The organism is Arthrobacter sp. 179, assembly GCF_052379645.1.
Taxonomy (GTDB): Bacteria; Actinomycetota; Actinomycetes; order Actinomycetales; family Micrococcaceae; genus Arthrobacter_H.
Genome location: NZ_JBQSYU010000022.1, coordinates 1 through 23209 on the forward strand (window position 1 = coordinate 1; position 23209 = coordinate 23209).

The following is a 23209-nucleotide window of genomic DNA, read 5'->3' on the forward strand; positions in this document are numbered from 1 at the left end:
GGACGCACGACCTTCTCGGGTTTACTCACACTATGGACGGACAGGTGGTTGGCCTGCTCAGTGGCGAAGAGGTCGCGAATTCCTTCACATACGCGCAGGTCACAATCCTTTTGGAAAGCGACGTGCAGCCCGAGTTACTTCAAAGCTGGGAATGGCCGGAATTCGGGGACGAGCTACTACCGATCCCAAATTTCTAACAACTGGAGACCCGAAGCTCCCCTCGCCGGAACCTGGCTAAGTCGATAACGCGCTACGCATACGTCGACCAGGACAAGTAGGACGACGATCTCCAGCACCGCGCAGTGCTCGACGCTAGCATTCACGAGCACAACACCAGCCAATGGCTGGTCCAGTTCCGCGTCGGCCCAGCGTTGGCGCGAGCCGTGAAGTTCGGACGGCCGCCAATGGATCCGCAGAACATCGCACGGTACCTGCGGACCGTCGAGGATCTCATCGAAGCAGAGGAACTCAGCCTCATCGATACAGCAAAGACGATCGGCTGGTCGGAGGCGAGCTACTACAGGCATCGATCGGTTACGGCGAAGACCTGGTTCCGTCGACTGCTGACACCTTCGTCGAAGTCACCAATTTCAGCTCGTGGCTGCAAGGGGTGGGCTGATTTTCTGTATGGGGATCCTCATGGCGGAGCACACGAAGCTCTGGCTGCCTCTGCCCGTTCCGGACTCAAAGCAGTACATCGACGGCAGGGAATGAACGCGCTTTAGGCCCGCGTGCTCGACTGGTCAACTGAATGATCGGCCGGCATCATGATCCGTCCAGGTCCGCTTCTGTTTCACCCGCCCTCTCTCTGTTGCTACTCTCAGTGCGGAATTGGGCCAAAACGCGCTCGCGTTCTTCCGCGGGAACTTCCGCAAGGCTCCTGAATAGGTCCCCAGCGTCAGGGCCCGGCACGAAAAATCTGTTGATGTACGGGTCTACGAGAGCGAGCAACTCCGCCGAGGATAATTGAACTCCTGGTGGGTTCGCTGGCTTCGTCCCGTCCTCGACCCCGGCAAGCCTGCGTATGACGTCGAGCGGAACACCGGTCGCCTCGGCTAATTGAAGATTCAGCTCATTGCGGATCTCCATGTCGGTGTCCGGTGGCATCGTCGCATGTAACCGCAACTGGTCCTGAACGTATACTGCCAGATCAATTGGAGAGCGATCACCTTGGACGTAAAGGCTGGAATTCATCGCGAACCACGGCAACAATGGGTTGTCGGTAAGGACTTCTCCGAGTTTGCTGATCTTGGACGCTGTCCCCTGAAACGAGAACAGCGAGTCGGGACCATTCACATGTCCGGTCAGGCACACATTTACCGCTAAACCGCGATCTAGGGCACAGAGGTTATCGACCCGAAGATGCAGAGGAATTTCGGCCTGCAAATCGTTGAGCTCACCGACATATAGGCCCCGAGAAGTGAATGCGAACACGCTGTACAAGACGGGAGGTTGTGCCCAGCTCTTGTCGTACATCGTGCGGTGCGTCGTAAGTGCTTGCTGAAGGTAAGCGCGTCGCTTCATCGACTTCAGCTTGCGTGCGTGGGTGAGGAGCTGGTCCAGGTCCTTCTTCTGAAGAACCGATTTCACCTCAATCACTGCCACGAAGCCCTCGATCGGCACCGTTTGCGTTCCGCCCTGGGCGCTGGTAAAGAGCATCGGAGTAGTCCGGGCATCGTAGATGATCACATCACTTTGACCAGAGAAGTTACCATCGGCGTCCACCACCTGCCCAACGGTAACTCCAAGCGCCGCTGGCAGTGCCTTGTTGAGGAACTCGCGCACAATCTCCTCGGCGGCTCCCCCGCGGGCTCCTGAATGGTCCAGGCTGGCGCGCGCCTGTTCAAACTGTGCTTTCATGCTCGCGGCAGTTGCCTCGTACATTGCCGCGAAACGTGACTTACCAGACTGATGGTTCGAATCGGTCGACGCGTTCATGGTCCCACGATAACTGGCTCTTATCATTTGACCGTGCGGGTGCAGTCTGAAGCCGTCGGTTTCGATAAGGGACCGGGTGATATACGTGAGCATGTTGAGCTCAGCTGCCGCGTCAACGTCTGTACTCAACGCTCGCACGTTCCCATCGTGATCCTAACGGAGTAACTCGCAGCACGGCCGTGTGCAGGCACTTCATTCACGCGAAATACTTCGTGTGGGCCTAGGGTGAAGCGTCCGTCACTACCGAGAACGTATCACTCGGGCGTTTTAGGACGTAGACCCGGCGGAGCACGTAGCAGCGCGCAGTGCCCACTTGCGTGGTGATGCCGTCTGCTAACACGAATGACCATGCGAAAGGCTGTGCTCATCACATGCTCATCAAGGTCAACCTCTGCCTAAAATCGGAAATGGGGCGATCAACCCAGTTCAGATCGACCACCCAGCCGTGATCGCAGGCTCCGCACAACATGTGACGTTCTCGGAAGAAATCAATCTGTCGTTCCATGGCTTCATTCTCCTGTCGCGTATCGCAAAGCAGCAGAATCTATACCAGGCGGGGCACAAATCTGCCGGATCTCGCGAGCTTCCTGAACCTCCGTCGAACGCTCCACCAAAGTCACCGGATTCATATCCCCCGCGTGTGACGGCGGCCATTCGACACGGCCAGCCAAACAGCTCGAACCGCGGATACGGATTGGGGAAGATCGTGAACAGACGGTTCCCGCAATTAGATACAGATGCGCCCGCCAGGCAGAAGCCTGACGGGCGCATGTGCGAGACTCTAAAAATAGGAGCCAAAGACTATATCTTCAACGGCCAGAAAGTCTCCTAGTCGAGCCGATCTGCTCAACTACCGCTAATTTGACGCAGCACGTACTGCAGGATGCCGCCGTTGCGGTAGTAGTCGGCTTCACCGGGGGTATCGATGCGCAGCACGGCATCGAAGGACTGGGTGGAGCCGTCGTCGGCGGTGGCGGTGACCTTCAGCGTGGAGGGGGTGGTCCCCTCGTTGAGCTCGGTCACCCCGGCGATCGAGAAGGACTCGGTGCCGTCCAGCCCCAGGGTCGAGGTGGACTCGCCCTCGGGGAACTGCAGCGGCAGCACGCCCATGCCGATGAGGTTCGAGCGGTGGATCCGCTCGTAGCTCTCGGCCAGGACGGCCTTGACGCCCAACAGTGCGGTGCCCTTGGCGGCCCAGTCACGTGAGGAGCCGGAACCGTATTCCTTGCCGGCCAGCACGACCAGCGGGGTCCCTTCGGCTGCGTAGTTCGTCGCCGCGTCGAAGACCGTGTTCTGCGGTCCGCCGTCCTGGGTGAAGTCGCGGGTGAAGCCACCCTCGATGTTGTCCAGGAGCTGGTTGCGGATGCGGATGTTCGCGAACGTGCCGCGGATCATGACCTCGTGGTTACCACGACGGGAGCCGTAGGAGTTGAAGTCCTTACGATCCACGCCGTGGGACAGCAGGTACTGGCCCGCCGGGGAATCGGACTTGAACGAGCCGGCCGGGGAGATGTGGTCGGTGGTCACCGAATCGCCCAGCTTCAGCAGCACGCGGGCACCGTCGATATCGGAGACCGGCTCCGGCTGTGCCTTCATGCCATCGAAGTATGGGGGCTTGCGCACGTAGGTGGAATCCTCGGCCCATTCGAAGGTGTTGCCGGCCGGGGTGTCCAGTGCCTTCCAACGGTCGTCGCCGTCAAAGACACCTTCGTAGCCCTTGGCGAACATCTCCTTGTCGATGGAGGCGTCCATGACCTGCTGGACCTCGACCGGGTTCGGCCAGATGTCCTCCAGGAAGATGTCCTTCCCGGCGTCGTCCTGGCCCAGCGGCTCGGATTCGAAGTCGAAGTCCATGGTGCCGGCCAGGGCGTAGGCGATGACCAGCGGCGGGGAGGCCAGGTAGTTCATCTTCACGTCCGGGTTGATCCGGCCTTCGAAGTTGCGGTTACCGGAGAGGACCGACGTGACGGAGAGGTCGTTGGCCTGAATGGCTTCGGCGATCTCCGCTTCCAATGGACCGGAGTTGCCGATGCAGGTCGTGCAGCCGTAGCCGACGATGTAGAAGCCGAGCTTCTCCAGGTACGGGCTCAGGCCGGACTTCTCGTAGTAGTCGGTGACGACCTTGGAGCCGGGGGCGACGGAGGTCTTGACCCACGGCTTCGAGGCCAGGCCCTTGTCCACGGCGTTGCGGGCCAGCAGGGCTGCTGCGAGCATCACCGAGGGGTTGGACGTGTTGGTGCACGAGGTGATCGAGGCGATGGAGACGATGCCGTGGTCCAGCGAGAATTCGCGGCCATCGGCGGTCTTCACGTCCACGGACTTCGAGGGACGGCCCACGTTGCGATCGTCGGCGTCACCGGCGGCGTAGTTGTGGATGTCCTTGCGCAACTGTTCCTTCGCGCTGGTCAGCTCGATGCGGTCCTGGGGACGCTTCGGGCCGGCGATGGAGGGAACCACTGTGGACAGGTCCAGCTCGAGGTACTCGGAGAAACGCAGTTCCTTGGACGGATCGTGCCAGAGGCCCTGTTCCTTGGTGTAGGCCTCCACGAGGGCGACGTTCTCCTCGGAACGGCCGGTCAGGCGCAGGTAGTCCAGGGTCACGTCGTCGATGGGGAACATGGCTGCGGTGGAGCCGAACTCCGGGGACATGTTGCCGATCGTGGCGCGGTTGGCCAGCGGCACCTGGGCGACGCCTTCGCCGTAGAACTCGACGAATTTGCCGACCACGCCGTGCTGGCGCAGCTTCTCGGTGATCGTGAGGACGACGTCGGTCGCGGTGGCACCTGCGGGGATGGAGCCGGCGAGCTTGAAGCCCACCACCCGCGGGATCAGCATGGAGACGGGCTGGCCGAGCATGGCCGCCTCGGCCTCGATGCCGCCGACGCCCCAGCCCAGCACACCCAGGCCATTGACCATGGTGGTGTGCGAGTCGGTGCCGACGCAGGAGTCCGGGTAGGCGCGCAGCTTGCCGTCGACCTCGCGGGTCATGACCGTGCGGGCCAGGTACTCGATATTGACCTGGTGCACGATGCCGGTGCCCGGGGGGACGACCTTGAAGTCATCGAACGCCGTCTGGCCCCAACGCAGGAACTGGTACCGCTCGCCATTGCGCTGGTACTCGATCTCCATATTGCGTTCGATGGCGTCCTTATTACCGAACACGTCGATCTGGACGGAGTGGTCGATCACCATTTCCGCGGGAGCCAGCGGGTTCACCCGGGTCGGGTCACCACCCAGGTCCTCGACGGCTTCACGCATGGTGGCCAGGTCGACCACACACGGCACACCGGTGAAGTCCTGCATCAGCACGCGGGCCGGAGTGAACTGGATCTCCGTGCTTGGCTGGGCGTTCTGATCCCACTGGGCCAGCGCACGAACGTGGTCGGCAGTGATGTTCTTGCCGTCCTCGGTCCGAAGCAGGTTCTCCAGAAGGATCTTAAGGCTGTACGGAAGGCTGTCGCTGCCCTCGACCGCGTTCAGCCGGAAAATTTCATATTCGTTGCCTTGGACGTCCAATACGCCCTTGGCACCAAAGCTGTCCACATTACTCACTGGGACTCCTCTCGCCAGACTTTCATCTTTGTTGCACGCACGGGCATCCCGCCAGTAAGGCGAACCTAACCGGCCGGGAAGCACGATGGGATTGCGGCAGAGCTGCCCCCAGTCTATCCGTTGGCCGAAGGGACCAGCGCCGCCACGCACTCCACATGGTGGGTATGCGGGTAGAGATCCAAGGCCCGTACCGATTCGGTGGCGTAGCCCTTCGCGGCAAAGTCGCGTAGATCCCGAGAGAACGACGCCGGATCGCAGGAAACGTAGGCGATCCGTCCCGGTCGGGCGGCGCTGACGGCGGCCACCCCGGCCCGCCCGAGGCCGGTGCGGGGTGGATCCAGCACCACCGCATCCAGCCCCCGGGGCAACCGGGCCACCTCGGCACGCAGGACCTTTTCCACCCGGCCCTGGCGGATCAGGACCTGGTCCAGGCCCTGGACATTGCGGCGGGCATCCTTGCTGGTGCCCGGGGCCCCTTCGATCGACAGGACGATCCCCTGCGCCCCGACGGCGCGGGCCAAGGGCACGGTGAACAGTCCGGCGCCGGCATAGAGGTCGGCACAGGCCTGGCCCGGTTGCGGGTCCAGGATGCGTTGGACGGCGTCGTTCAGGGCGTCGGGGGCACTGCGGTGGATCTGCCAGAACCCCTCCCCGGTGACCCGGTAGGTTTCCCCGGCGGCCTGTTCGGCCACCCAGGTCCTGCCGCGCAGTCGGTGCAGGGTTCCCGCCCCGTCGGCCGCCGCACCGCCGTGTTGGGTGATCAGCGCCGCGTTGCTGCCCTCGGGCAGGGCCTTGGCCAGGCGTGTCGCGGCTCCCGGGGTGGCATCGGCCCGTTCGACGAGGAGCACCAGCGGTGCCCCGCCGGCCGAACCGGCCGCGACCTCGATCCGGTCCAGCCCGCGCAACGGCAACTCGGCCAACGACAGGTCGTTGATCGCCGCCACGGCCAGCGGCAGGTCGCGGATGGGGACGAGCCGGTCGGAATGGTGGGCGTTCATGGCCAGTCGTCCCGACGCGTCGACGCTGAAGGCCGCCCGGGTCCTCCAGCCCAGTCCGTCCCCGCGCTCGCCCGGCGCGGCCTCGACCCCGGTGAAGCCGACGTCGTCGGCATCCAGACCGGCCAATCGTTCAAGTTGTTCGCGGACGACCGCGGATTTCAGTTCCCGCTGGTATCCAAGCTCCGCATGCCCGAACTCGGCCCCGCCGACCGGCAACTCCCCCGCGGCGTGGCGGGCGATGGCATCGGCTTCGGGCCAGAAATGCGGTACCCGGTGCGCGGAGGCCTCCAGCATCTCCACCGCGTCGGCCCGCCAGAAGCGGGCCTCCTGCCCGGCGTCGGTCAACCGGGCCCGGACCCGTTCACCGGGCAACGCATGGCGGACGAAGACCACCCGGCCCTGGTACCTGGCGACGAAGTGGCCCCCATGGGCGGGGGCGCCGATCTCGACCTCGATCAGATCGCCCGTCGCCGGTTCTTCCTGCTGGCTCACCTGCTGCTCCCGCCGTCGTGCTCTCGTGGTTGGCCTTCGGTCCCGGTGATCCCGCGCTCGTGTTCGAAGAGTGCCCGCCCGTGGGTTTCCTCCGAGAGTTGCCAGGGGACGCTGGCGACCACGACGCCCGGGACGAAATGCAGCCGGGTCTTGATGCGCAACGCCGTCTGGTTGTGCACCAGCTGCTCCCACCAGCGTCCGACCACGTATTCGGGGATGTAGACGACCACCAGGTCACGGGGTGAATTGGATTTGATGGTCTTGATGTAGTCGATGATCGGCGCCGCCGTCTCGCGGTAGGGCGAGGCGAGCACGGTGATCGGCACCGGGATCTGCAACCGCTCCCATTCGGCCACGGTGCGTTCCGTGGCATCCTGGTCGATGTCCACGATGATGGCATCGAGCTTCGAGGGGCGGCCGGCCCGGGCGAAGGCCACCGCCCGCAGCACCGGTTTGCGCAGCGTCGACACGAGGATCAGGGCATGCACGCGGGCCGGAAGGGCCTTGGCGGTGCCTCGCCCGTCGACCGCCAGTTCACGGTCGACCGCCGCATAGTGGGCGTGGATCGAGGACATGATCAGATACATCGCCAGGATCGCCACCACGGCCAACCAGGCACCGAAGATGAATTTGGTGACCAGCACGATCACCAGCACGGCGGCGGTGAGGACGAACCCGACGAGGTTCAGCAGGCGCGAGCGCATGATCCGGTGGCGTACCCGCTGGTTGGCGGTGCTGGCCAGTTGCCGGCTCCAGTGCCTGACCATGCCCAGCTGGCTGAGCGTGAAGGAGACGAAGACCCCCACGACGTAGAGCTGGATCAGGGTCGCCACATGGGCGCCGAACACCAACACCAGCACCAGGGCCCCGACGCCCAGGGCGATGATGCCGTTGCTGAACCCCAGCCGGTCCCCCCGGGTCCGCAGCTGCCGGGGAAGATAGCCGTCGGTGGCCAGATGCGAGGCCAGGTTGGGGAAGGAGCTGAATGCGGAATGCCCGGCCATGCCCAGCACGGCGACGGTGACGGCCAGGATGATGTAGAAACCGACGCTACCGCCGCCGAAGACGGCGTGGGCCAGCTGGCTGAGCACCGGGTTCTGGATGTAGTCCCCCGGGATCGATCCGCCGTCGACCGCAAGGTTCCGTTGCGGGTCCTCGACCATATGCACCCGGGCGGCGCGGGCCAGGAACATGGTGCCCAGGGTCAGTACCGTGGCGATGAGGCCCAGCAGCAGCAGGATCGATGCGGCGTTCCGGGCGCGCGGCCGGGCCAGGTTCTGGACGTTGCTGATGGGCGCTTCGATCCCCGTCAGTGCCGCCGAGCCGGTGGAGAAGGCGCGCAGCACCAGCACGGCGCCCAGCAGCCCGGTCAGTGCCGGGTCGTAGCCCTGCTGCGGCAGGATCTCGAACCCTGCGCTGGGGGCCGAGCCCAACCGGCCCATGGCGGCACTGATCGTGCCGGTGAGGATCATCACCAGCATCGCGCCGATGAACAGATAGGTCGGCAACGCGTTGCCCAGCCGAGACCGGCCCAGCCCGCGCAGGTTCAGCAGCGCCAGGATCACGACGCCGGCACCGGCGAGCAGCGATTGGTGCCCGTCCAGCCCCGGGAAGGCCGCGACGACGTAGTGTGCGGCGGCGGACATGGACACCGCCACGGTCAAGACGAAGTCGACCAGCAGGGCCGAGGCCACCGTGGTGCCGGCCCGGGGCCCGAGGTTGACGCTGGCGATCTCATAGTCCCCGCGTCCCGAGGGGTAGGCCTTCACCGATTGCCGGTAGGACGCGATGATCACCATCATCACCGCCATGATGGCGATGCCGATCAGCGGCGAGAAGTAGATCGCCGACAGTCCGGCGATGGCCAGGGTCATGAGGACTTCATCGGGGGCGTAGGCCACGGAAGACAGCGCGTTGGAGGACAGCAGGGGAAGCGCCAGCCGGCGGCGCAGGGGCGCCTGCTTCAGCCGTTCGGTGCGGAATGGTCTGCCAACCAGGATCCGTTTCAGCGCGTCGAGGAACGTCAGCACCAGTCAAAGCTAGCCCGTGAACGGCATATCTGTCATACACGCCGCACCGCCACCGGCTCCTGCACGCTTCCCGCGTGGGAGACTGGGAGCCATCATCGGGGTCGGAAAGGCCCCGCCGTCAGCAGGACAATCGCGGGGAGCAAGGCATGGCCCATTTCGTCATCATGGGGTGCGGGCGCGTCGGCGTCACGTTGGCCCACACCTTGGACGACGCCGGACACACCGTGGCGATCATCGACCAGGACGACCGGGCGTTCCGGCGTCTACGGCGCGGATTCACCGGCCAGAAGGTCAGCGGGGTCGGCTTCGACCGGGAAACCCTGGAACGGGCGGACATCTCCAACGCCTACGCCTTCGCGGCGGTCTCCAGCGGCGACAACTCGAACATCCTGGCCACCCGGGTGGCCCGCGAAAACTACCACGTCCCCCATGTGGTCGCCCGGATCTACGACCCGGGGCGGGCCGAGATCTACCAGCGGCTGGGGATCCCCACCGTGGCGGCGGTGCGCTGGAGCGCCGACCAGGTCCTGCGTCGGGTCCTGCCCGAACAAGGCATCAACGGCGATTTCCGTGAAGCCTCGGGCCGGCTGATCCTCGGCGAGGTGTCGGTCCATGACCAGTGGTACGGACGCAGCCTGGCCGAAATCGAGGAGGTCTCGGGGATCCGGGTGGCCTATCTGACCCGGTTCGGCGAGGGCCAGATCCCCCGCCCCGATGCCCGGCTGCAGCAAGGCGACATCCTGCACGCCATGATGGCCGTCGCCTCCCTGGGAGAGATCGACAGGATACTTTCCAAGGCCCCCACCACCCAGTTGCCCGACGACGAGGAGAACCAGTGAAGATCGTCATCGCGGGGGCCGGCAGCGTCGGCTCCTCCATCGCCAAGGAACTCCTCTCCCACGGTCACGACGTCCTGTTGATCGATGAGAAGCCTGAAGTCGTCGGGCGCAGCGGCGTCCAGGGTGCCACCTGGCTGTTCGGGGATGCCTGCGAGCTCACCACGCTCAAGGACGCCCATCTGTCCGATGTCGACGTGGTGGTTTCGGCCACCGGCGACGATAAGGTCAACCTGGTCGTCTCCCTGCTGGCCAAAAGCGAATTCGGGGTCGGGCGGACCGTGGGCCGGGTCAACAACCCGAAGAACGATTGGCTCTTCGACGACGCCTGGGGCGTCGACGTGGCCGTGAGCACCCCGCGCATGATGACCGCCCTCGTGGAGGAAGCGGTCGAGGTCGGGGACGTGGTGCGGTTGCTGACGCTGCAGACCGGGGTGACCTCCATGGTCGAGTTCACGGTCCCCACCGATGCGGCATTGATCGGCAGCACCCTGGGTGAGGTCCCGTGGCCGCAGGACACCGCGGTCGTGGCGATCCTGCGTGATGACCTGGCGATCACCCCGAGCCCCGATGACGTGATCGAAGGGGGCGATGAGCTGTTCTTCATCACCGCAATCGCCGCCGAGGACGATCTGCGGGCCGTCCTGCGCCTGGATACCAGATCACGGAACGACGACGAATCCCAGGACGCCTCGGACGCCTTCCGCGACTGAGCCGCGGCGGGGTGGCCCCGGGCCGCCCCGGGGGCCGGCCCGGTGGGACCAGCCCCGGAGGATCAGCCCTGCCGAGTCAGTCCTGCGGGGCCTGCTGCGGTCCGGGCTCGGCGTCCAGCGCCGTCGACGGCCGGGAGACCAGCCAGGCCAGCCAGAGCCCCATGGCATAGAGCGGGATGCCCATCACGATGCGCGCCGCTCCCAGCGCCTCGATGTTCTCCGCCGCATACAGCGGCAGCTGCACCAGCAGCCGGGCCGCCATGACCCCGGCGATGATCCAGGTGGCCACCGCGTAGGAGAGGCGGCGGGCCCGCTGGGCCCGCCATTCGATGCCTTCACCGCGGATGAAACCGAAGACCAGGCCCATGAGCGGCCAGCGGACCAGGATGGACACCACGAAGGCCACCAGGTAGGCGCCGTTAGTGTAGAAGCCGGGCACGTAGAAGTCCCGGGCGTTGCCGGTGGTGCGGGCGAACACGGCGCAGATCAGCACACCGAACAGCCCGGTCAACGCCTGGGTCAACCCTGTTTTGCGCACCAGCCGGGCGATGGTGAAGACGGCCGCGATGGCCAGCGAGGAAATCAGTGCCGGGTTCAGTTCCCGCAACACCATGAAGACCACCAGGAAGACGATTCCCGGCAACAGTGCCTCGATCAGGCCGCGGATGCCGCCCACGGTCTTCAGGACATCGACCTGTCCCGCGGCGGTCCGGTGGATGCCCGAGCCTTCAGCCAATCGACGTCCGAGATCCTCAGCCTGGTCGTGGCCGTCATCTGCGGTCGGCTCCCCCTCGGGGTGCTGGCTCATACCTGGTCCTCCACGTCGTGGTCGTCCTCGGGCAGGATCTCGTACCGGGGGTTGTAGATGGTGGGCACCCCGTCGACGCGGGCGATCATCCCCTCGAACAGCAGGCGGGTGCCCGCTTCGATGCCCGGGACCCGGCGCTGGCCGTTCCAGACCAGCACGATCCGTGCCACCGGGGAGCGTCGTCCCCCGGGTGGGGCCGGTGCGTCGACGATTCCGGCGGTGAAGACCGGGGCCTGGGCGCTGGGCAGGATCCTGATGTTCTCCACGAAGCCGCGGGCAAGCACCCGCCCCCGTTCGGGGAGCCGGGCCAGGGCGGAGCAGCGTTCCGGTTCATCGGCCCCGGTGTATCCACCGGGTCGGGAGGCCAGGCCGCGGCGTCGGGCTGCGACGCCACGCTCAGCCAATTTCGGTGATCTCCGGTCCGCGTTCGGGCCGACCCTGCAGTGAACGTTCGCTGCTGGTGTCCGTCTTTTCCTCGGTCTCCTCGTCGGTGTCGGTCGCCGACCGGGTCACGGCACCGGCCGGCATCGTCAACGGGAGCAGTTCCTGGGGCGGCATCGGCTGGTCGCCGCGTTCGACGACCACCCGGGCCAGACGGTCCTCGAGGCGTTCGGCCTGGGCGCGGTCCAGGGTGGCCGGACCGCCGACCACGGCACGCAGGAACCAGCGTCCCCCGTCGATGCCGATGAACCTGGCGACCATGTATCCCTGCTCGCCATCGGGGCCGTCCGCGGGTACGCGGGCCACCAGTTCGGTGCCGAACCGTCCTTCGACGCGATCGATCTTGCCGTTCTGCTCCCCGATGCTCTCCTCGATCTGGGAGGAGATCCCCTCCCAGAGGCCGCTGGACTTCGGGGCGGCGAAGACCTGGAGCTGCAGGCGTGAACCGTCCAGTTCAAGGGCGGCGGCAATGACCCGTTGGGAGCCTTCTTCGACTTCCAGGCGCAGCTGCATGCCTTCGACCGGTTCTATCTTCAGGGCCCCGAGGTCGATGTAGTGTCCGTGTTCCGGGGCATCCTCCAGATCGAAGGGTCCTTGTTCGTTCCCGGCGGCGACGGAATCCGTGTCCTGGACCTGCTCGTCCCCGGTGGCGGCGTCGTCGTTCGTTGAATTATTGCGGCGTTTGAAAATCATCGTTGCTCCTCCCGGCCCGACGGGCCGCAGGTGGTGAAGTAGGGGTGGTGGCTCAGCGAGCTGCGGCGTCGGCGAATCCTCCGGTCGAGCCGAAGCCCCCGGCGCCGCGCACCGATTCGGGTAGTTCCGCGACGGGGATGAACGCCGCATGCTCCACGCGCTGGATGAGCAGCTGGGCGATCCGGTCGCCACGGTTGAGTTCGATCGGCGTCCGGGTGTCGGTGTTCAGCAGGGTCACGCACAACTCACCGCGGTAGCCGGCGTCGACGGTTCCCGGGGCGTTGACGATGCTCAACCCCTTTTTCGTGGCTAGCCCCGACCGCGGGTGGACCAGGGCGACGAACCCCGGGGGCAAGGCGATGGCCACTCCGGTGGGGACCAGCTTCCGTTCCCCCGGAGCCAGGACGACATCCTCGCGGGTGCGCAGATCGGCGCCGGCATCCCCGGGATGGGCATACGACGGCGGCTCCAGTCCGGGGTCGAGCATCTTCAGCTGGACGTCAAGGGTGGTGGTGGGCTGCTCGGGCATCGTAGCCGGATTCTCCAGGGCGTTGAGGGTCATGACCGTGTTCACTCTAGCCCGATTGCCGTCCAGCCCCAATGTGTCCACGACAGGCTCTGGGCGAACTAAGCTGGTGTCATGCCTGATTCGACCCCTCCTGCAGCGTCCCCCGAGATCTTCCGCGAAAAACTGTGGCCGGCCTGGTGGATGTGGATCCTCGTGGTGGGCACCGGTTTCGCCGGCACGGCGATGGTCCTTCCCATCAACCTGAACGTTTCCATCATCGTGGGAATCGTCGTGTTCATCGCCGTCGGTGCCACGCTGCTGGCCCTGACCCCGACCATCAGCCTGACCCGGGAGTGGTTCAAGGTCGGCCGGGCCAGCATCGAGTGCCGCTACATCGGCGAGGTCTCCGCCCATCGCGGCGAGGAAGCCACCCATGCACGGGGCCCGGCCCTGGACGGGACCGCCTATTTGTGCCTGCGCGGCTGGATCGACCCGGTCGTGAAGCTGGAGATCGTTGATCCGCTCGATGCCACCCCCTATTGGCTGGCTTCGACCCGTCGCCCGGAGGAGCTGGTCAGGGCGCTGCAGCAGACCGCACGCGCCTAGACCCGGCTCCCCCTCCCGGCCTCTCGCCCCGGCGGGACCCCGGGGTGCGGGGCCGTCGAAGGCCTCAGCCCTCGCAGTCCTTGCAGTAGAACAGCCCGCCCTTTTCCTTCGCCACCTGGGACCGGTGTCGGACCAGGAAGCAGGAAGCGCAGGTGAATTCGTCGGTCTGGGCGGGGAGGACCCGGACCAGGAGTTCCTCGCCGGAGAGATCGGCCCCGGGCAGCTCATAGCCTTCGGCCAGCTCGGTCTCGTCCTCGTCGACCACCGGTGACTGGTGGCCCTTGCCGCGACCCTTCAGTTCCTCCAGCGATTCCTGGTTGGGTTCGTCGTCGGTCTTCCGCGGCGCGTCGTAGTCTGTCGCCATAGTCTCTCCATCACGCTCCGGTCATTGCTCGATGGGGGCCGTCCAGGTCCCCGGCACCGTTGCTGCAGCAGCATCGGGCCGTGGTGCGGGTTCGAGTCGATCGGGGGCGGCCCGGCGTTCCCGACCCTCAAGGTACAACGCCACCGGGGCGCATTTTGTGCCCGCAACGCACAGATTGTTCACCATCGGGGGGTAAAAAGCCAATGACCCGCGCCCCGTGACCGGGGCCCGGGGGATGAGGCCGGCGCCCCGCCGTGGCCCCGGCCCGCAGATCAGGGGTTCCCCCGCGGTTCCCGGGGCCGCCTGAGAGTAAACTAACCGCGCCACACCAGGGCAAATAATGACTTTTCCACCCACCCGGTGGCAGAGTCGTATCCGTACGTGAGCGTCCGTGGAGGGAAAGTATGCAGCAACTTCGGCTCGTAGGTGTCCAAGAGGATGGCGAGCACCTGCTGTTGAGCAGTGACGATGGGTCCAGCTTCGTGCTGCGCATCGACGAGGCGCTCCGCGCCGCCACTGCCCGGCCCATTGGCCGACCCGCCGCGTCGGGCGCGGAACAGGAACCGGCGGCGTTCTCCCCCCGGGAGATCCAGACCCGGATCCGCAACGGCGCCACCGCCGAGGAGGTTGCCGAGGAATCGGGCTTCCCGTTGGACCGCGTGCTGCGGTACGAAGGTCCCGTCCGCGCCGAACGCGACTACGTCGCCCAACAGGCCCGTGGGGTGGAGGTCTCCGCCCCCCAGGCCCATGACACCTACCGTTCGGCCTTCGGCGATGAGCCGGCCTCGCTCGGGGAGATGGTCGACGTCCGGCTCAATGCCTTGGGCGTCAGCGCCGCCTCCCTGGTGTGGGATGCCTGGCGCCGCAGCGACGGCTCCTGGAACATCTCGGCTGAATTCGATGCCTCGGGCTCGGAAACCGATGCCAGCATCGGCGAAGAGCCCCCGGCCATGTGGGTCTTCCATCCGGCCCGTAAGTCCCTGCAGAACGCCAACCGCTGGGCCCAGGTCCTCAGCGAACTGGAACCGGTGGAGAACGCGTTCACCAATCGTCGCCTCACTGCCGTGGCCGACCGGCCTTTTGATTTCGAGTCCGACGCCGGCCATGACCCGCAGGGCCCCGACGCGGCGGCGACCTCCCCGGGCGATCCGGAGGCCGAGGAACTACTCGACGTGCTGCGCGCCCGCCGGGGACAACGACTCGGTGTGGACGAGGAAGGCGACGACGCCCTGGCGATGATGCTGTCCCAGGGGTCCATCCCCGCCGCCCATCCGCGGGACGAGGATTTCGCCGATGAGGGCGAAGCCCGTCGCCTGGGAATCGTTCCACCGCATGACGACGATGATGACGAGCTGCCGCATCTGCATGACGGGGTCAGCACGAACACCAGTGAATACACCGTCGTGCCCGGTCTCTCGGCCGCGGATTTCCGCCACGCCGAGGATACCGTGACCCGTCACGAGGACTCCGAGGACGACGGCGGCCAGGGGCGCAAGAAGGCCAAGCGCTCCTCGGTGCCCAGCTGGGACGAGATCGTCTTCGGCAAGGGCAAGAAGCGCGACTAGCGCCCCGGCGCCCCGGGCTACTTCGGGGTGGCCAGGGTCAGGAGCGGGATCTCCCGCTCGGCCCGCGTCATTGACCCGTGCTGGCCGATCATTTCCATGGCCCGGGGTGAAACCCGCCGGCCGTCGAAGAGTGCCAGTTCCCCGCTGGCCAGGACCAGCACATCACCGATCCGTGATCTGACCCGCTCGTCCACTTCCCCGAAGTAGCCGTGGTCGATGGCCTCGTCCCGGGTGATGACCCAGGCCTTCGCCCCGAAGGCCTCCTTCCAGTTCCGGATCAGCGCGGCGCGGGTCGCTTCGGTGGCGTCATGGCTGAAGTGCAGTTGCACTGCCCGCGGTTCCCCCGCCGTCAGGGCGATCCCCTCCAGCAGTTCCGGATCCCGTGAATAGTCGATGCGCGCTTCGGGCCGCACGTCGACCATGCCGTGGTCGGCGACCAGCAGCAACAACGTGCCCGCCGGGACCCGTTGGGCCAGGGTGCGCATGTTCGCGTCGAGTTCCTCCAGCTCGCTGAGCCATTGGGGCGAATCGCTGCCGAATTTATGCCCAGCCTTATCAAGTTCGTTCCAGTAGCAGTACACCAATGACCGATCGTGGGCGGCCAGGGCTTCGGTGGCGGCCCGCACCCGGGCCTGGGGGGTGCCCGCCGGGAGGAACTCGCCCCCCTTGAGCGAGGCGCGGGTCAAGGCCGAATCGCTGAAGCGGGGCAGGCTCGCCGTGGCCACATGGACATGCTCCGAGGCCTGGTCCATCACCGTCGGATACGGCTGCCACACCGCCGGATCCAGATCCTCCGGCCAGTTCCCGAGCATGTTCACCACCCGCGGTACCGCCGGATCAACGACGTCGTACCCGACGATGCCATGCCGGCCCGGGGGCACACCGGTGCCCAGGCTCGACAGCGACGCCGCCGTGGTGGTGGGGAACGAGGCATCGAGCGTCCGTGAATTGGCCATCTTCGAGCGCAGGAACGGGGCATGCCCCGAGCGCGCCTTCAGCAGTGATTTACCCAGACCGTCGGCCATCACCACGCAGACCTTGCGGGCCTTGGGCAGGGACAGGACGTTGCTGAACCCGGGGACTCCCAGGACGGCGGCGGCGCTGGACATCACCACCGAGAGATCGGCGGTGCCGTAGCGCGGCGGCGCGGGCAGCGGGTCGGCGGGTTCGAGTCGGGTGGGGCGGGCTGTGCTCACGCGGTTCAGCCCTGGTGGTGGCCGCGGACGAACCGTCCCGCAGGACGGGGAGCCCGCGATTCGGCCGCAGCGACCGGACGATGATCCAAGGCCGTGGTCGTGGTGGCCTGGCGCAGGGCACGGGCGAAGGACCGGGCGTCCTCGACGGCCTGGAGGCCATCGGCTTCGGCGCTGACCCGCAGCACCACGTCCTCCTTCTGCAGCGTCCCGGTGTACCCGTGGTCGGCTTCACATTGGGGGTCGGCACATCCTGCCGGGGCCAGATCGACGCGTTGTCCGCCGGACCAGGAGATGGCCAGGGTCAGTTCGCGGCTCTTGTCGCTGGTGCGGTAGTTCTGCGGCTGGTGGTAGACGAAGCTGAGCACCACCGAGGAGATCCTGCCGATCGGCACGGTCTCCGTGGAGACCTGGGCCATGACCTGGTCGCCGGCCACGTCCAGTTGCTGGTCGTCCACGTGCACGATGACCATGACCTCGGAGGTCAGCACCAGCACGGTGACATGGCGGTGGACCTCGGTGTGTTCGATATGGGTTTCGAGCTGGACCAGATGGGCCAGCGGCTCCATCCCATCCAGGGCGTCTTCAACGACGTCCGCGACGAGCTTCGGGTAGAACCCTGCTCGTTCCAAGGCACTGTGCAGATCACGGCCGGGGGCCGAAGTACGGGAGAACATCACCCCACTCTACCGGTGTCGGTGCCGTCGGCGGGCCGTGGCGGGGACGACGACGGCACCGGTCCGTCTCCCCCGGACCTAGCGCATGGCCCTCCGGGCGCTGTCCGTGCGCTGTGCGGGGTTGCCGATCCGCACATCGGCGGCGAGCACGGTGACCGATCCTTCGGAGACGAGCACCGGGTTGAACTCCATGAGCGCCACTTCCGGGTGGTCGTCCTTCAGGGTCGCCACCCGGTTGAGGAAGTCCTCCAGCCCCGGCACGTCCACCCGGGGGAAGCCCTGGTAGCCGAAGAGCTTATGTGAGGCGCGGGGGGTGCGCACGAAGTCCGAGAGGTCCGTGTCCGTCAGTGGCGGGATCGCGTGGGCCCAGTCGTCGAGCAGATTCACGGCATCCCCGGCCAGCCCGTAGGAGATCAGCGGCCCCAGCAGCGGGTCCTCCAAGGCCCGCACCACGCAGCCCTGGCCGGAGGCGGCCATCGTCTGGACCTCGAGGTCGTCGGCACCGTATTGGCGCAAGGTCTGCTGCATATGCCGGATGTTCTGGCGCAATGCCGTCTCGTCGGTGATGTTCAGCCGCACCCCGCCCAGATCCAGCCGGTGGCGCAGGTACTGGTCGGTGGCCTTCAAGGCCACCGGCCAGCCGATGCGGTGGGCGGCCTGGACGGCCTCCTGTTCGTCGCTGAACCGGACCGATTCCAGCACCCCGACGCCGTAGCATCCCAACAGTTCGACGGCGTCCTCCGTCGAGAGCGCCAGCAGTTCCGTGCCGTCCACGCGGTGCATGTATCCGGCCAGCAGCTCATCGGCCCGGTCCCTGTCGATTCCCGTGGATTCGACGTATTCGCCGAAGTCCCGACCCCGCCAATCGACGTAGCCGACCATTTCCGCCAGGGCCCCGATGGCGGTCCCCGGAGAAGCATAGGCGGGGACGGCATCCTGCCGGACCTCCACGGGCCCGGCCCCGTCCTGGTCCGGGGTGGCCTCCACCTCGGCGGTGCCCCCGGCTGGGACGGGGCCGGTCTGGATCAGGCCGACGGCGGGCTCCTGCGGATCCATGATGCCGGTGAAGGAGGCCAGTACCGGTTTGCCGGCCTCCCGGCCAGCGTCGAACAGGATCCGGGCCAGCTCGTGGTGGTCGATGCCCGGGGCGGGCAGGACCGCCAGGATCAGCGAGTGCACCTCGTCCCTGGCCAGCAGGGTCTGCAGCATCGTCCGGAGCCTAGGCAGGGCGCGGGAGGCCCCGTCGGTCAGGACCAGTTCGCATTCACGGGCGACGACCTCCAGATCGTGCTGTTCGGCGTTGTCCTCCACCACGCGGGAGAGCGCCCGCGAGTTGGCGACGATCGCCAGCCCGTTGCCGGCGGGCAGCGGCTGGGTGGCGAAGAGCTGGGCCAGGTCCATCAACAGTTCGTTGGAGGCCACGCGGATGGCCCCGGACTGGCGGAGCATCGCATCCACGGCGCCCAACGGGGCCTGGGTGGTGCGCACGGCATGGCCCGGGGGCAACCGCAGGCCCATGACATCGGATTTGGCCACGATGACCGGCTTCTTCCTCGCCAGTCGACGGGCGATGCGTGAGAACTTGCGGGGGTTGCCGAAGCTTTCTAGGAACAAGGCGACGGCGGTGGTTTCGGGATCGTCCTCCCAGAACTGCATGGCGTCGTTGCCGGAGACGTCGGCACGGTTTCCCGCCGAAACGATGCTGGAGACCCCGATGCCGCGGCGGCTGGCCGCCGAGTAGACGAGCACACCGATCGCCGCGGAATGGCTGAACAGCCCCAGGCCCCCGCGTCGGGGCATCCCCGGGGCCATGGAGGCATTGAAACTGACCGAAGGGGCCGTATTGACCAGTCCCAGCGAGGCCGGACCGATTAGCCGCATCCCGTTGCTGCGGGCCAACCGCACCAGCTCGCGCTGGCGTTGCATCGCTTCGGCCTGGTCTCCCGGGAAGGTCTCGGTCACCACGAGCAGACCGCGCACGCCGTGGGCCCCGCATTCGGCCACGACGGTTTCCAGTTCGGCCACCGGCACGGCGATCACCGCCAGATCCACGGTGCCGGGGATCTCAGAGAGGGAACCATGGGAGATCATGCCGGCAATTTCCAGGGCATCGGGGTTCACCGCGTGGACCGGCCCCGTGAAACCACCTTCGATGATGTTCTCCAGCAGCGTGTATCCCACGGTCCCCCACTGCCTGCTGGCGCCGATCACGGCCACCGAACGCGGGGCAAGCAGCCCGGCCAGGGACTGGGCCTCGGCCCGGTGTTCGCGTGATTCCATGACGGCCCGGGACTTCTCGGTCGGGTCGATGGGGAACTCCAGCATCACCACCCCGTCGTCGAACCGGCGTTTGACCTCGTAGCCTGCTTCGGCGAAGACCGTGAGCATCTTGCGGTTCTCGGGCAGCACTTCGGCACTGAATCGTTCGATCCCATTTTCACGGGCCGCAGCAGCCAGGTGTTCGAGCAGGATCGACCCGGCCCCCTTGCCCTGGGTGTTGTCGGCGATGTTGAAGGCCACCTCGGCCTCGCGGGGGTCATCGAGTCGGTCGTAGCGTCCGACCCCGATGATCTCGGAGCCACGCAGGACGATCATCGCGACCCGGTTCACGTGATCGACCTCGGTGAAGCGGGTCAGCTCGCGGTCGGTGAGCTTCGACTTGAACGTGAAGAACCGCAAGTAGATCGATGTCTCGGATTGTCCGGCGTGGAACCGTTGCAAAGCAGCGGCATCCGAGGGGCCGATGGGCCGCAAATGGGCCGTGGTCCCGTCGCGTAGGACGACATCGGCTTCCCAATGAGCCGGATATTCAGCATTTTCCACCTCGTGCACCATAGGCTTAGCCTACGGCCTTCGTGCGCGGATCCGTCGTGATCCGGCTTCCAGCGACGAGACTGCCCATTCGTGTGGCACCGTCCAGTCGCGCAGGCCCCACATCAGCACCGATTCGAGGAATCACAGACATGGCCCGCAGGCAGACACCGGAACCACCGCAGGACTTCATCGAGAACATCGTCGACATCGACGTGACCTCGGAGATGGAGGGGTCGTTCCTGGAGTACGCCTATTCGGTGATCTACTCCCGGGCCCTGCCCGATGCCCGTGACGGCCTCAAACCGGTCCAACGCCGCATCCTGTTCATGATGACCCAGATGGGTCTGCGCCCCGAGAAGGGCCATGTCAAGAGTGCGCGTGTGGTCGGGGAGGTCATGGGCAAGCTGCACCCGCACGGTGACACCGCCATCTACGACGCAATGGTGCGCATGGCCCAGCACTTCGCGTTGCGGTTGCCGTTGATCGACGGCCACGGCAACTTCGGTTCGCTCGACGACGGTCCGGCGGCCCCGCGGTACACGGAGGCCCGGCTGGATTCCCCGGCAGTGGCGATGACCGACCACCTCGACGAGGACGTCGTGGACTTCATCCCCAACTACGACAACCAGCTCCTTCAGCCGGAGGTGCTTCCGGCGGCCTTCCCGAACCTGCTGGTCAACGGAACCACCGGCATCGCCGTGGGCATGGCCACCAACATGGCCCCGCACAACCTCGGAGAGGTCATTGCCGCCGCCCGCCACCTGGTGGAGAACCCCGAAGCGACTCTGGCCGAACTGATGAAGTTCGTCCCCGGGCCGGACCTGCCCAGCGGCGGGGAGATCATCGGGCTCGAAGGCATCCACGACGCCTACACGAACGGGCGCGGCTCCTTCAAGACCCGGGCCAAGGTCGAGCTCGAGCAGATCAGCGCCCGACGCAGTGGCCTGATCGTCACCGAGCTGCCCTATATGGTCGGTCCGGAGAAGGTCATCCAGAAGATCAAGGATGCCGTCACCGCCAAGAAACTGGTCGGGGTCTCCGATGTCATCGACCTCACCGACCGCAAGAACGGCATGCGTCTGGTCATCGAACTGAAGAACGGCTTCAACCCCAATGCCGTCCTCCAGCAGCTGTACAAGTACACGCCGATGGAGGATTCCTTCGGCATCAACAACGTCGCTCTGGTCGACGGCCAGCCCCGCACCCTGGGGTTGCGCGAACTGCTCCAGGTCTACGTCGGACACCGCCTTTCGGTGGTCACCCGTCGGACCGCCTTCCGTCTAGGCAGGAAGAAGGACCGGCTGCATCTGGTCGAGGGGCTGCTTATTGCCATCGTCGACATCGACGAGGTCATCCAGATCATCCGCAACTCGGACGAAACCGCGGTGGCCCGCCAACGGTTGATGACCATCTACGACCTCTCGGAGATCCAGGCCAACCACATCCTGGAGCTGCGCCTGCGCCAGCTGACCAAGTACTCGCAGATCGAGCTCGAGAAGGAGCGCGACGAACTCCAGCGCGAGATCGAACGGCTCAGCGCGATCCTCGCCTCGGACGAACTGCTGCGCGGCCTGGTCTCCAGCGAACTGGCCGAGGTCTCCGAGCGCTATGCCACCCCGCGCCGCACCCGCCTGTTGAAGTCGGCCACGGCGGCCCCGTTGAAGGGCACCACGATGCCCGCGCCCGCGTCCACCAGCGCCAAGGCACCCTTGACCCTCGAGATCGCCGACGACCCCTGCTGGGCGATCCTCTCCGCCTCGGGCCGGCTGGCCCGCACCACGACCCGTGATCCGCTGCCCACCGATGGCTCCCGGGTCAAGCACGATGTGCTGGCCTCGCTGCTGCCGGCGACCGCCCGGGGGGAGATCGGGGCCGTCACCTCCGCCGGGCGCATGTTGCGCCTGCAGGTCCTCGACATCCCGGTCCTTCCGGCCACCACCTCGTTCCCGCAGCTGAACGACGGGGTCCCGGTCGCCGAATTCATTTCACTGGCCAAGGGCGAGACCGTGATCGGACTGGTGCCGCTGAACGAGGTCCTGGCCTTGGGGACGGCCCGCGGCGTGGTCAAACGGGTCACCCCCGACTACCCGCTGAACCGTGACGAGTTCGAAGCGGTCTCGCTCAAACCCGGGGACCGGGTCATCGGCGTCTGCGTTCCGGGGGAAGACGACGATCTGGTCTTCGTTTCGGCCCAGGCCCGGTTGTTGCGCTATCCGGCATCCGCCGTGCGCGCCCAGGGACGCACGGCCGGCGGAATGGCGGGAATCAAGCTCGTTGACGGTGACCAGGCCATCTTCTTCGGTGCGGCGGATCCCGCGGACGATTCGGCGGTCGTGGTCACCATTGCCGCGGCGGGGGCCACCCTGCCCGGAACCGAGGCCGGAACCGTGAAGGTCACCCCGCTCTCCGAATACCCGGCCAAGGGTCGTGGCACCGGCGGGGTGCGGGCCCACCGCTTCCTCAAGGGCGAAAGCGTGTTGGCCCTGGCGTGGGCCGGTCATGGCCCGGCCCGGGCCGCGTCGGCGGCCGGGGTCTCCCGGGCGCTGCCCCTGGAACACGGCCGCCGTGATGGTTCGGGGGTTCCCCTGTCGAGCAAGGTCGACGCCCTCGGTGGGGCCCCGATCGCCCCCGAGGCCGTGGGCGAACCCGCACCGCCGATCGAGCGCTCCGGCGAGAACACTGCCGGCGGCACCGGCCCCGCGCCGGAGGCCGCCCCGACACCGAGACGCCGCAGCACCTCCACCTCCCGACCGGCGGCGGGTCGCCGCGGCAAGGCGGGCCCCGAAGAGCCGGTCGGAGACTTCCTGCCGGGCTTCGATGCGGAGCAGCCCCAGCGCGCCCCGCTGGCGGCCCCGGAAGAGGATAGCGTCCCCTTCGCCGATTCGGCGGTCGTGGAGGTCGAAGGCGGCGGCACGACGCCGGTGGACCCCTAGTCGTACTGCCCTGCCGGCCGCGACCCCCGCCGGTGCCGGTGCCGGGGA

Annotated in this window: 19 protein-coding genes; 7 read left to right on the forward strand and 12 right to left on the reverse strand. The window is 66.6% G+C overall.

Annotation, left to right across the window (positions count from 1 at the left end; translation table 11 throughout):
- Both ACT3UE_RS12525 and ACT3UE_RS12530 read left to right on the forward strand, forming a co-directional pair.
- On the forward strand, positions 1 to 197 hold a 197-nt coding region (locus ACT3UE_RS12525), incomplete at its 5' end, for a hypothetical protein (RefSeq protein ID WP_444566828.1).
- Between the two features lie 105 nt (positions 198 to 302).
- The gene (locus ACT3UE_RS12530; RefSeq protein WP_444566829.1) at positions 303 to 725 is read left to right on the forward strand and encodes a hypothetical protein; all 423 of its coding nucleotides are present in this window, start codon (positions 303 to 305) and stop codon (positions 723 to 725) included.
- 40 nt (positions 726 to 765) lie between these two features.
- On the opposite strand, the gene ACT3UE_RS12535 is transcribed toward ACT3UE_RS12530, so the two are convergent.
- The 4 genes from ACT3UE_RS12535 to ACT3UE_RS12550 form a co-directional block, all read right to left on the reverse strand.
- Positions 766 to 1938, reverse strand: a complete 1173-nt coding sequence (locus tag ACT3UE_RS12535; protein ID WP_444566830.1) for a DUF6602 domain-containing protein — start codon at positions 1936 to 1938, stop codon at positions 766 to 768.
- Between the two features lie 846 nt (positions 1939 to 2784).
- Positions 2785 to 5490, reverse strand: coding sequence for an aconitate hydratase AcnA (gene acnA / locus ACT3UE_RS12540; protein WP_444566831.1), 2706 nt, complete (start codon positions 5488 to 5490; stop codon positions 2785 to 2787).
- A gap of 113 nt (positions 5491 to 5603) precedes the next feature.
- Positions 5604 to 6980 carry a class I SAM-dependent RNA methyltransferase gene (locus ACT3UE_RS12545; protein ID WP_444561234.1) on the reverse strand — a complete coding sequence of 459 codons (1377 nt, stop codon included), beginning with the start codon at positions 6978 to 6980 and terminating at the stop codon, positions 5604 to 5606.
- Complete coding sequence (locus tag ACT3UE_RS12550; protein ID WP_444554021.1) at positions 6977 to 9010, reverse strand: APC family permease; 2034 nt, start codon at positions 9008 to 9010, stop codon at positions 6977 to 6979. The genes ACT3UE_RS12545 and ACT3UE_RS12550 overlap by 4 nt, the downstream gene beginning before the upstream one ends.
- Before the next feature lie 146 nt (positions 9011 to 9156).
- On the opposite strand from ACT3UE_RS12550, the gene ACT3UE_RS12555 reads away from it, so the two are divergent.
- Both ACT3UE_RS12555 and ACT3UE_RS12560 read left to right on the forward strand, forming a co-directional pair.
- Positions 9157 to 9849 carry a potassium channel family protein gene (locus ACT3UE_RS12555; RefSeq protein ID WP_444554022.1) on the forward strand — a complete coding sequence of 231 codons (693 nt, stop codon included), beginning with the start codon at positions 9157 to 9159 and terminating at the stop codon, positions 9847 to 9849.
- The gene (locus tag ACT3UE_RS12560; RefSeq protein WP_444554023.1) at positions 9846 to 10559 is read left to right on the forward strand and encodes a potassium channel family protein; all 714 of its coding nucleotides are present in this window, start codon (positions 9846 to 9848) and stop codon (positions 10557 to 10559) included. The genes ACT3UE_RS12555 and ACT3UE_RS12560 overlap by 4 nt, the downstream gene beginning before the upstream one ends.
- 76 nt (positions 10560 to 10635) lie before the next feature.
- Here ACT3UE_RS12560 and ACT3UE_RS12565 read toward each other — a convergent pair whose 3' ends face one another.
- Genes ACT3UE_RS12565 through dut form a run of 4 tightly spaced genes read right to left on the reverse strand, consistent with a single transcriptional unit; the run spans position 10636 to position 13063 of the window.
- Positions 10636 to 11367 carry a DUF3159 domain-containing protein gene (locus ACT3UE_RS12565; RefSeq protein ID WP_444554024.1) on the reverse strand — a complete coding sequence of 244 codons (732 nt, stop codon included), beginning with the start codon at positions 11365 to 11367 and terminating at the stop codon, positions 10636 to 10638.
- A complete protein-coding gene (locus ACT3UE_RS12570; protein ID WP_444554025.1) occupies positions 11364 to 11771 on the reverse strand; it encodes a hypothetical protein in 408 nt (135 codons plus the stop codon). The genes ACT3UE_RS12565 and ACT3UE_RS12570 overlap by 4 nt, the downstream gene beginning before the upstream one ends.
- Positions 11764 to 12501, reverse strand: coding sequence for a DUF3710 domain-containing protein (locus ACT3UE_RS12575; RefSeq protein WP_444554026.1), 738 nt, complete (start codon positions 12499 to 12501; stop codon positions 11764 to 11766). The genes ACT3UE_RS12570 and ACT3UE_RS12575 overlap by 8 nt, the downstream gene beginning before the upstream one ends.
- 52 nt (positions 12502 to 12553) lie before the next feature.
- Positions 12554 to 13063: a dUTP diphosphatase gene (dut, locus tag ACT3UE_RS12580; protein WP_444554027.1), complete on the reverse strand. Its 510-nt coding sequence runs from the start codon at positions 13061 to 13063 to the stop codon at positions 12554 to 12556.
- A 78-nt stretch (positions 13064 to 13141) separates the two neighbouring features.
- Between dut and ACT3UE_RS12585 the strand changes: the two genes are divergently transcribed.
- The gene (locus ACT3UE_RS12585) at positions 13142 to 13615 is read left to right on the forward strand and encodes a DUF3093 domain-containing protein (protein ID WP_444554028.1); all 474 of its coding nucleotides are present in this window, start codon (positions 13142 to 13144) and stop codon (positions 13613 to 13615) included.
- Between the two features lie 64 nt (positions 13616 to 13679).
- Here the strand turns inward: ACT3UE_RS12585 and ACT3UE_RS12590 are convergent, their stop codons facing one another.
- A complete protein-coding gene (locus tag ACT3UE_RS12590) occupies positions 13680 to 13979 on the reverse strand; it encodes a DUF4193 domain-containing protein (protein WP_444554029.1) in 300 nt (99 codons plus the stop codon).
- Between the two features lie 404 nt (positions 13980 to 14383).
- Between ACT3UE_RS12590 and sepH the strand changes: the two genes are divergently transcribed.
- Positions 14384 to 15544: a septation protein SepH gene (sepH, locus tag ACT3UE_RS12595; RefSeq protein ID WP_444554031.1), complete on the forward strand. Its 1161-nt coding sequence runs from the start codon at positions 14384 to 14386 to the stop codon at positions 15542 to 15544.
- A 17-nt stretch (positions 15545 to 15561) separates the two neighbouring features.
- Here the strand turns inward: sepH and ACT3UE_RS12600 are convergent, their stop codons facing one another.
- The 3 genes from ACT3UE_RS12600 to ACT3UE_RS12610 all read right to left on the reverse strand — a co-directional run bounded on the left by ACT3UE_RS12600 (position 15562) and on the right by ACT3UE_RS12610 (position 20249).
- Positions 15562 to 16740: an alkaline phosphatase family protein gene (locus ACT3UE_RS12600; RefSeq protein WP_444554032.1), complete on the reverse strand. Its 1179-nt coding sequence runs from the start codon at positions 16738 to 16740 to the stop codon at positions 15562 to 15564.
- Between the two features lie 5 nt (positions 16741 to 16745).
- Positions 16746 to 17414: a DUF5998 family protein gene (locus ACT3UE_RS12605; RefSeq protein ID WP_444554033.1), complete on the reverse strand. Its 669-nt coding sequence runs from the start codon at positions 17412 to 17414 to the stop codon at positions 16746 to 16748.
- Positions 17415 to 17492: 78 nt separating this feature from the next.
- Positions 17493 to 20249 carry a bifunctional acetate--CoA ligase family protein/GNAT family N-acetyltransferase gene (locus ACT3UE_RS12610; protein ID WP_444554034.1) on the reverse strand — a complete coding sequence of 919 codons (2757 nt, stop codon included), beginning with the start codon at positions 20247 to 20249 and terminating at the stop codon, positions 17493 to 17495.
- A gap of 128 nt (positions 20250 to 20377) precedes the next feature.
- Between ACT3UE_RS12610 and ACT3UE_RS12615 the strand changes: the two genes are divergently transcribed.
- A complete protein-coding gene (locus ACT3UE_RS12615; protein WP_444554035.1) occupies positions 20378 to 23161 on the forward strand; it encodes a DNA topoisomerase (ATP-hydrolyzing) in 2784 nt (927 codons plus the stop codon).
- Positions 23162 to 23209 lie beyond the last annotated feature (48 nt).

Bases quoted from the DNA above. Each gene is read 5' to 3' on its own strand.
- ACT3UE_RS12590 (WP_444554029.1), bottom strand. From the start codon at position 13,979: ATGGCGACAGACTACGACGCGCCGCGGAAGACCGACGACGAACCCAAC.
- ACT3UE_RS12615 (WP_444554035.1), top strand. From the start codon at position 20,378: ATGGCCCGCAGGCAGACACCGGAACCACCGCAGGACTTCATCGAGAAC.
- ACT3UE_RS12585 (WP_444554028.1), top strand. From the start codon at position 13,142: ATGCCTGATTCGACCCCTCCTGCAGCGTCCCCCGAGATCTTCCGCGAA.
- ACT3UE_RS12605 (WP_444554033.1), bottom strand. From the start codon at position 17,414: ATGTTCTCCCGTACTTCGGCCCCCGGCCGTGATCTGCACAGTGCCTTG.
- ACT3UE_RS12555 (WP_444554022.1), top strand. From the start codon at position 9,157: ATGGCCCATTTCGTCATCATGGGGTGCGGGCGCGTCGGCGTCACGTTG.
- ACT3UE_RS12575 (WP_444554026.1), bottom strand. From the start codon at position 12,501: ATGATTTTCAAACGCCGCAATAATTCAACGAACGACGACGCCGCCACC.
- dut (WP_444554027.1), bottom strand. From the start codon at position 13,063: ATGACCCTCAACGCCCTGGAGAATCCGGCTACGATGCCCGAGCAGCCC.
- sepH (WP_444554031.1), top strand. From the start codon at position 14,384: ATGCAGCAACTTCGGCTCGTAGGTGTCCAAGAGGATGGCGAGCACCTG.
- ACT3UE_RS12610 (WP_444554034.1), bottom strand. From the start codon at position 20,249: ATGGTGCACGAGGTGGAAAATGCTGAATATCCGGCTCATTGGGAAGCC.
- ACT3UE_RS12535 (WP_444566830.1), bottom strand. From the start codon at position 1,938: ATGAACGCGTCGACCGATTCGAACCATCAGTCTGGTAAGTCACGTTTC.
- ACT3UE_RS12565 (WP_444554024.1), bottom strand. From the start codon at position 11,367: ATGAGCCAGCACCCCGAGGGGGAGCCGACCGCAGATGACGGCCACGAC.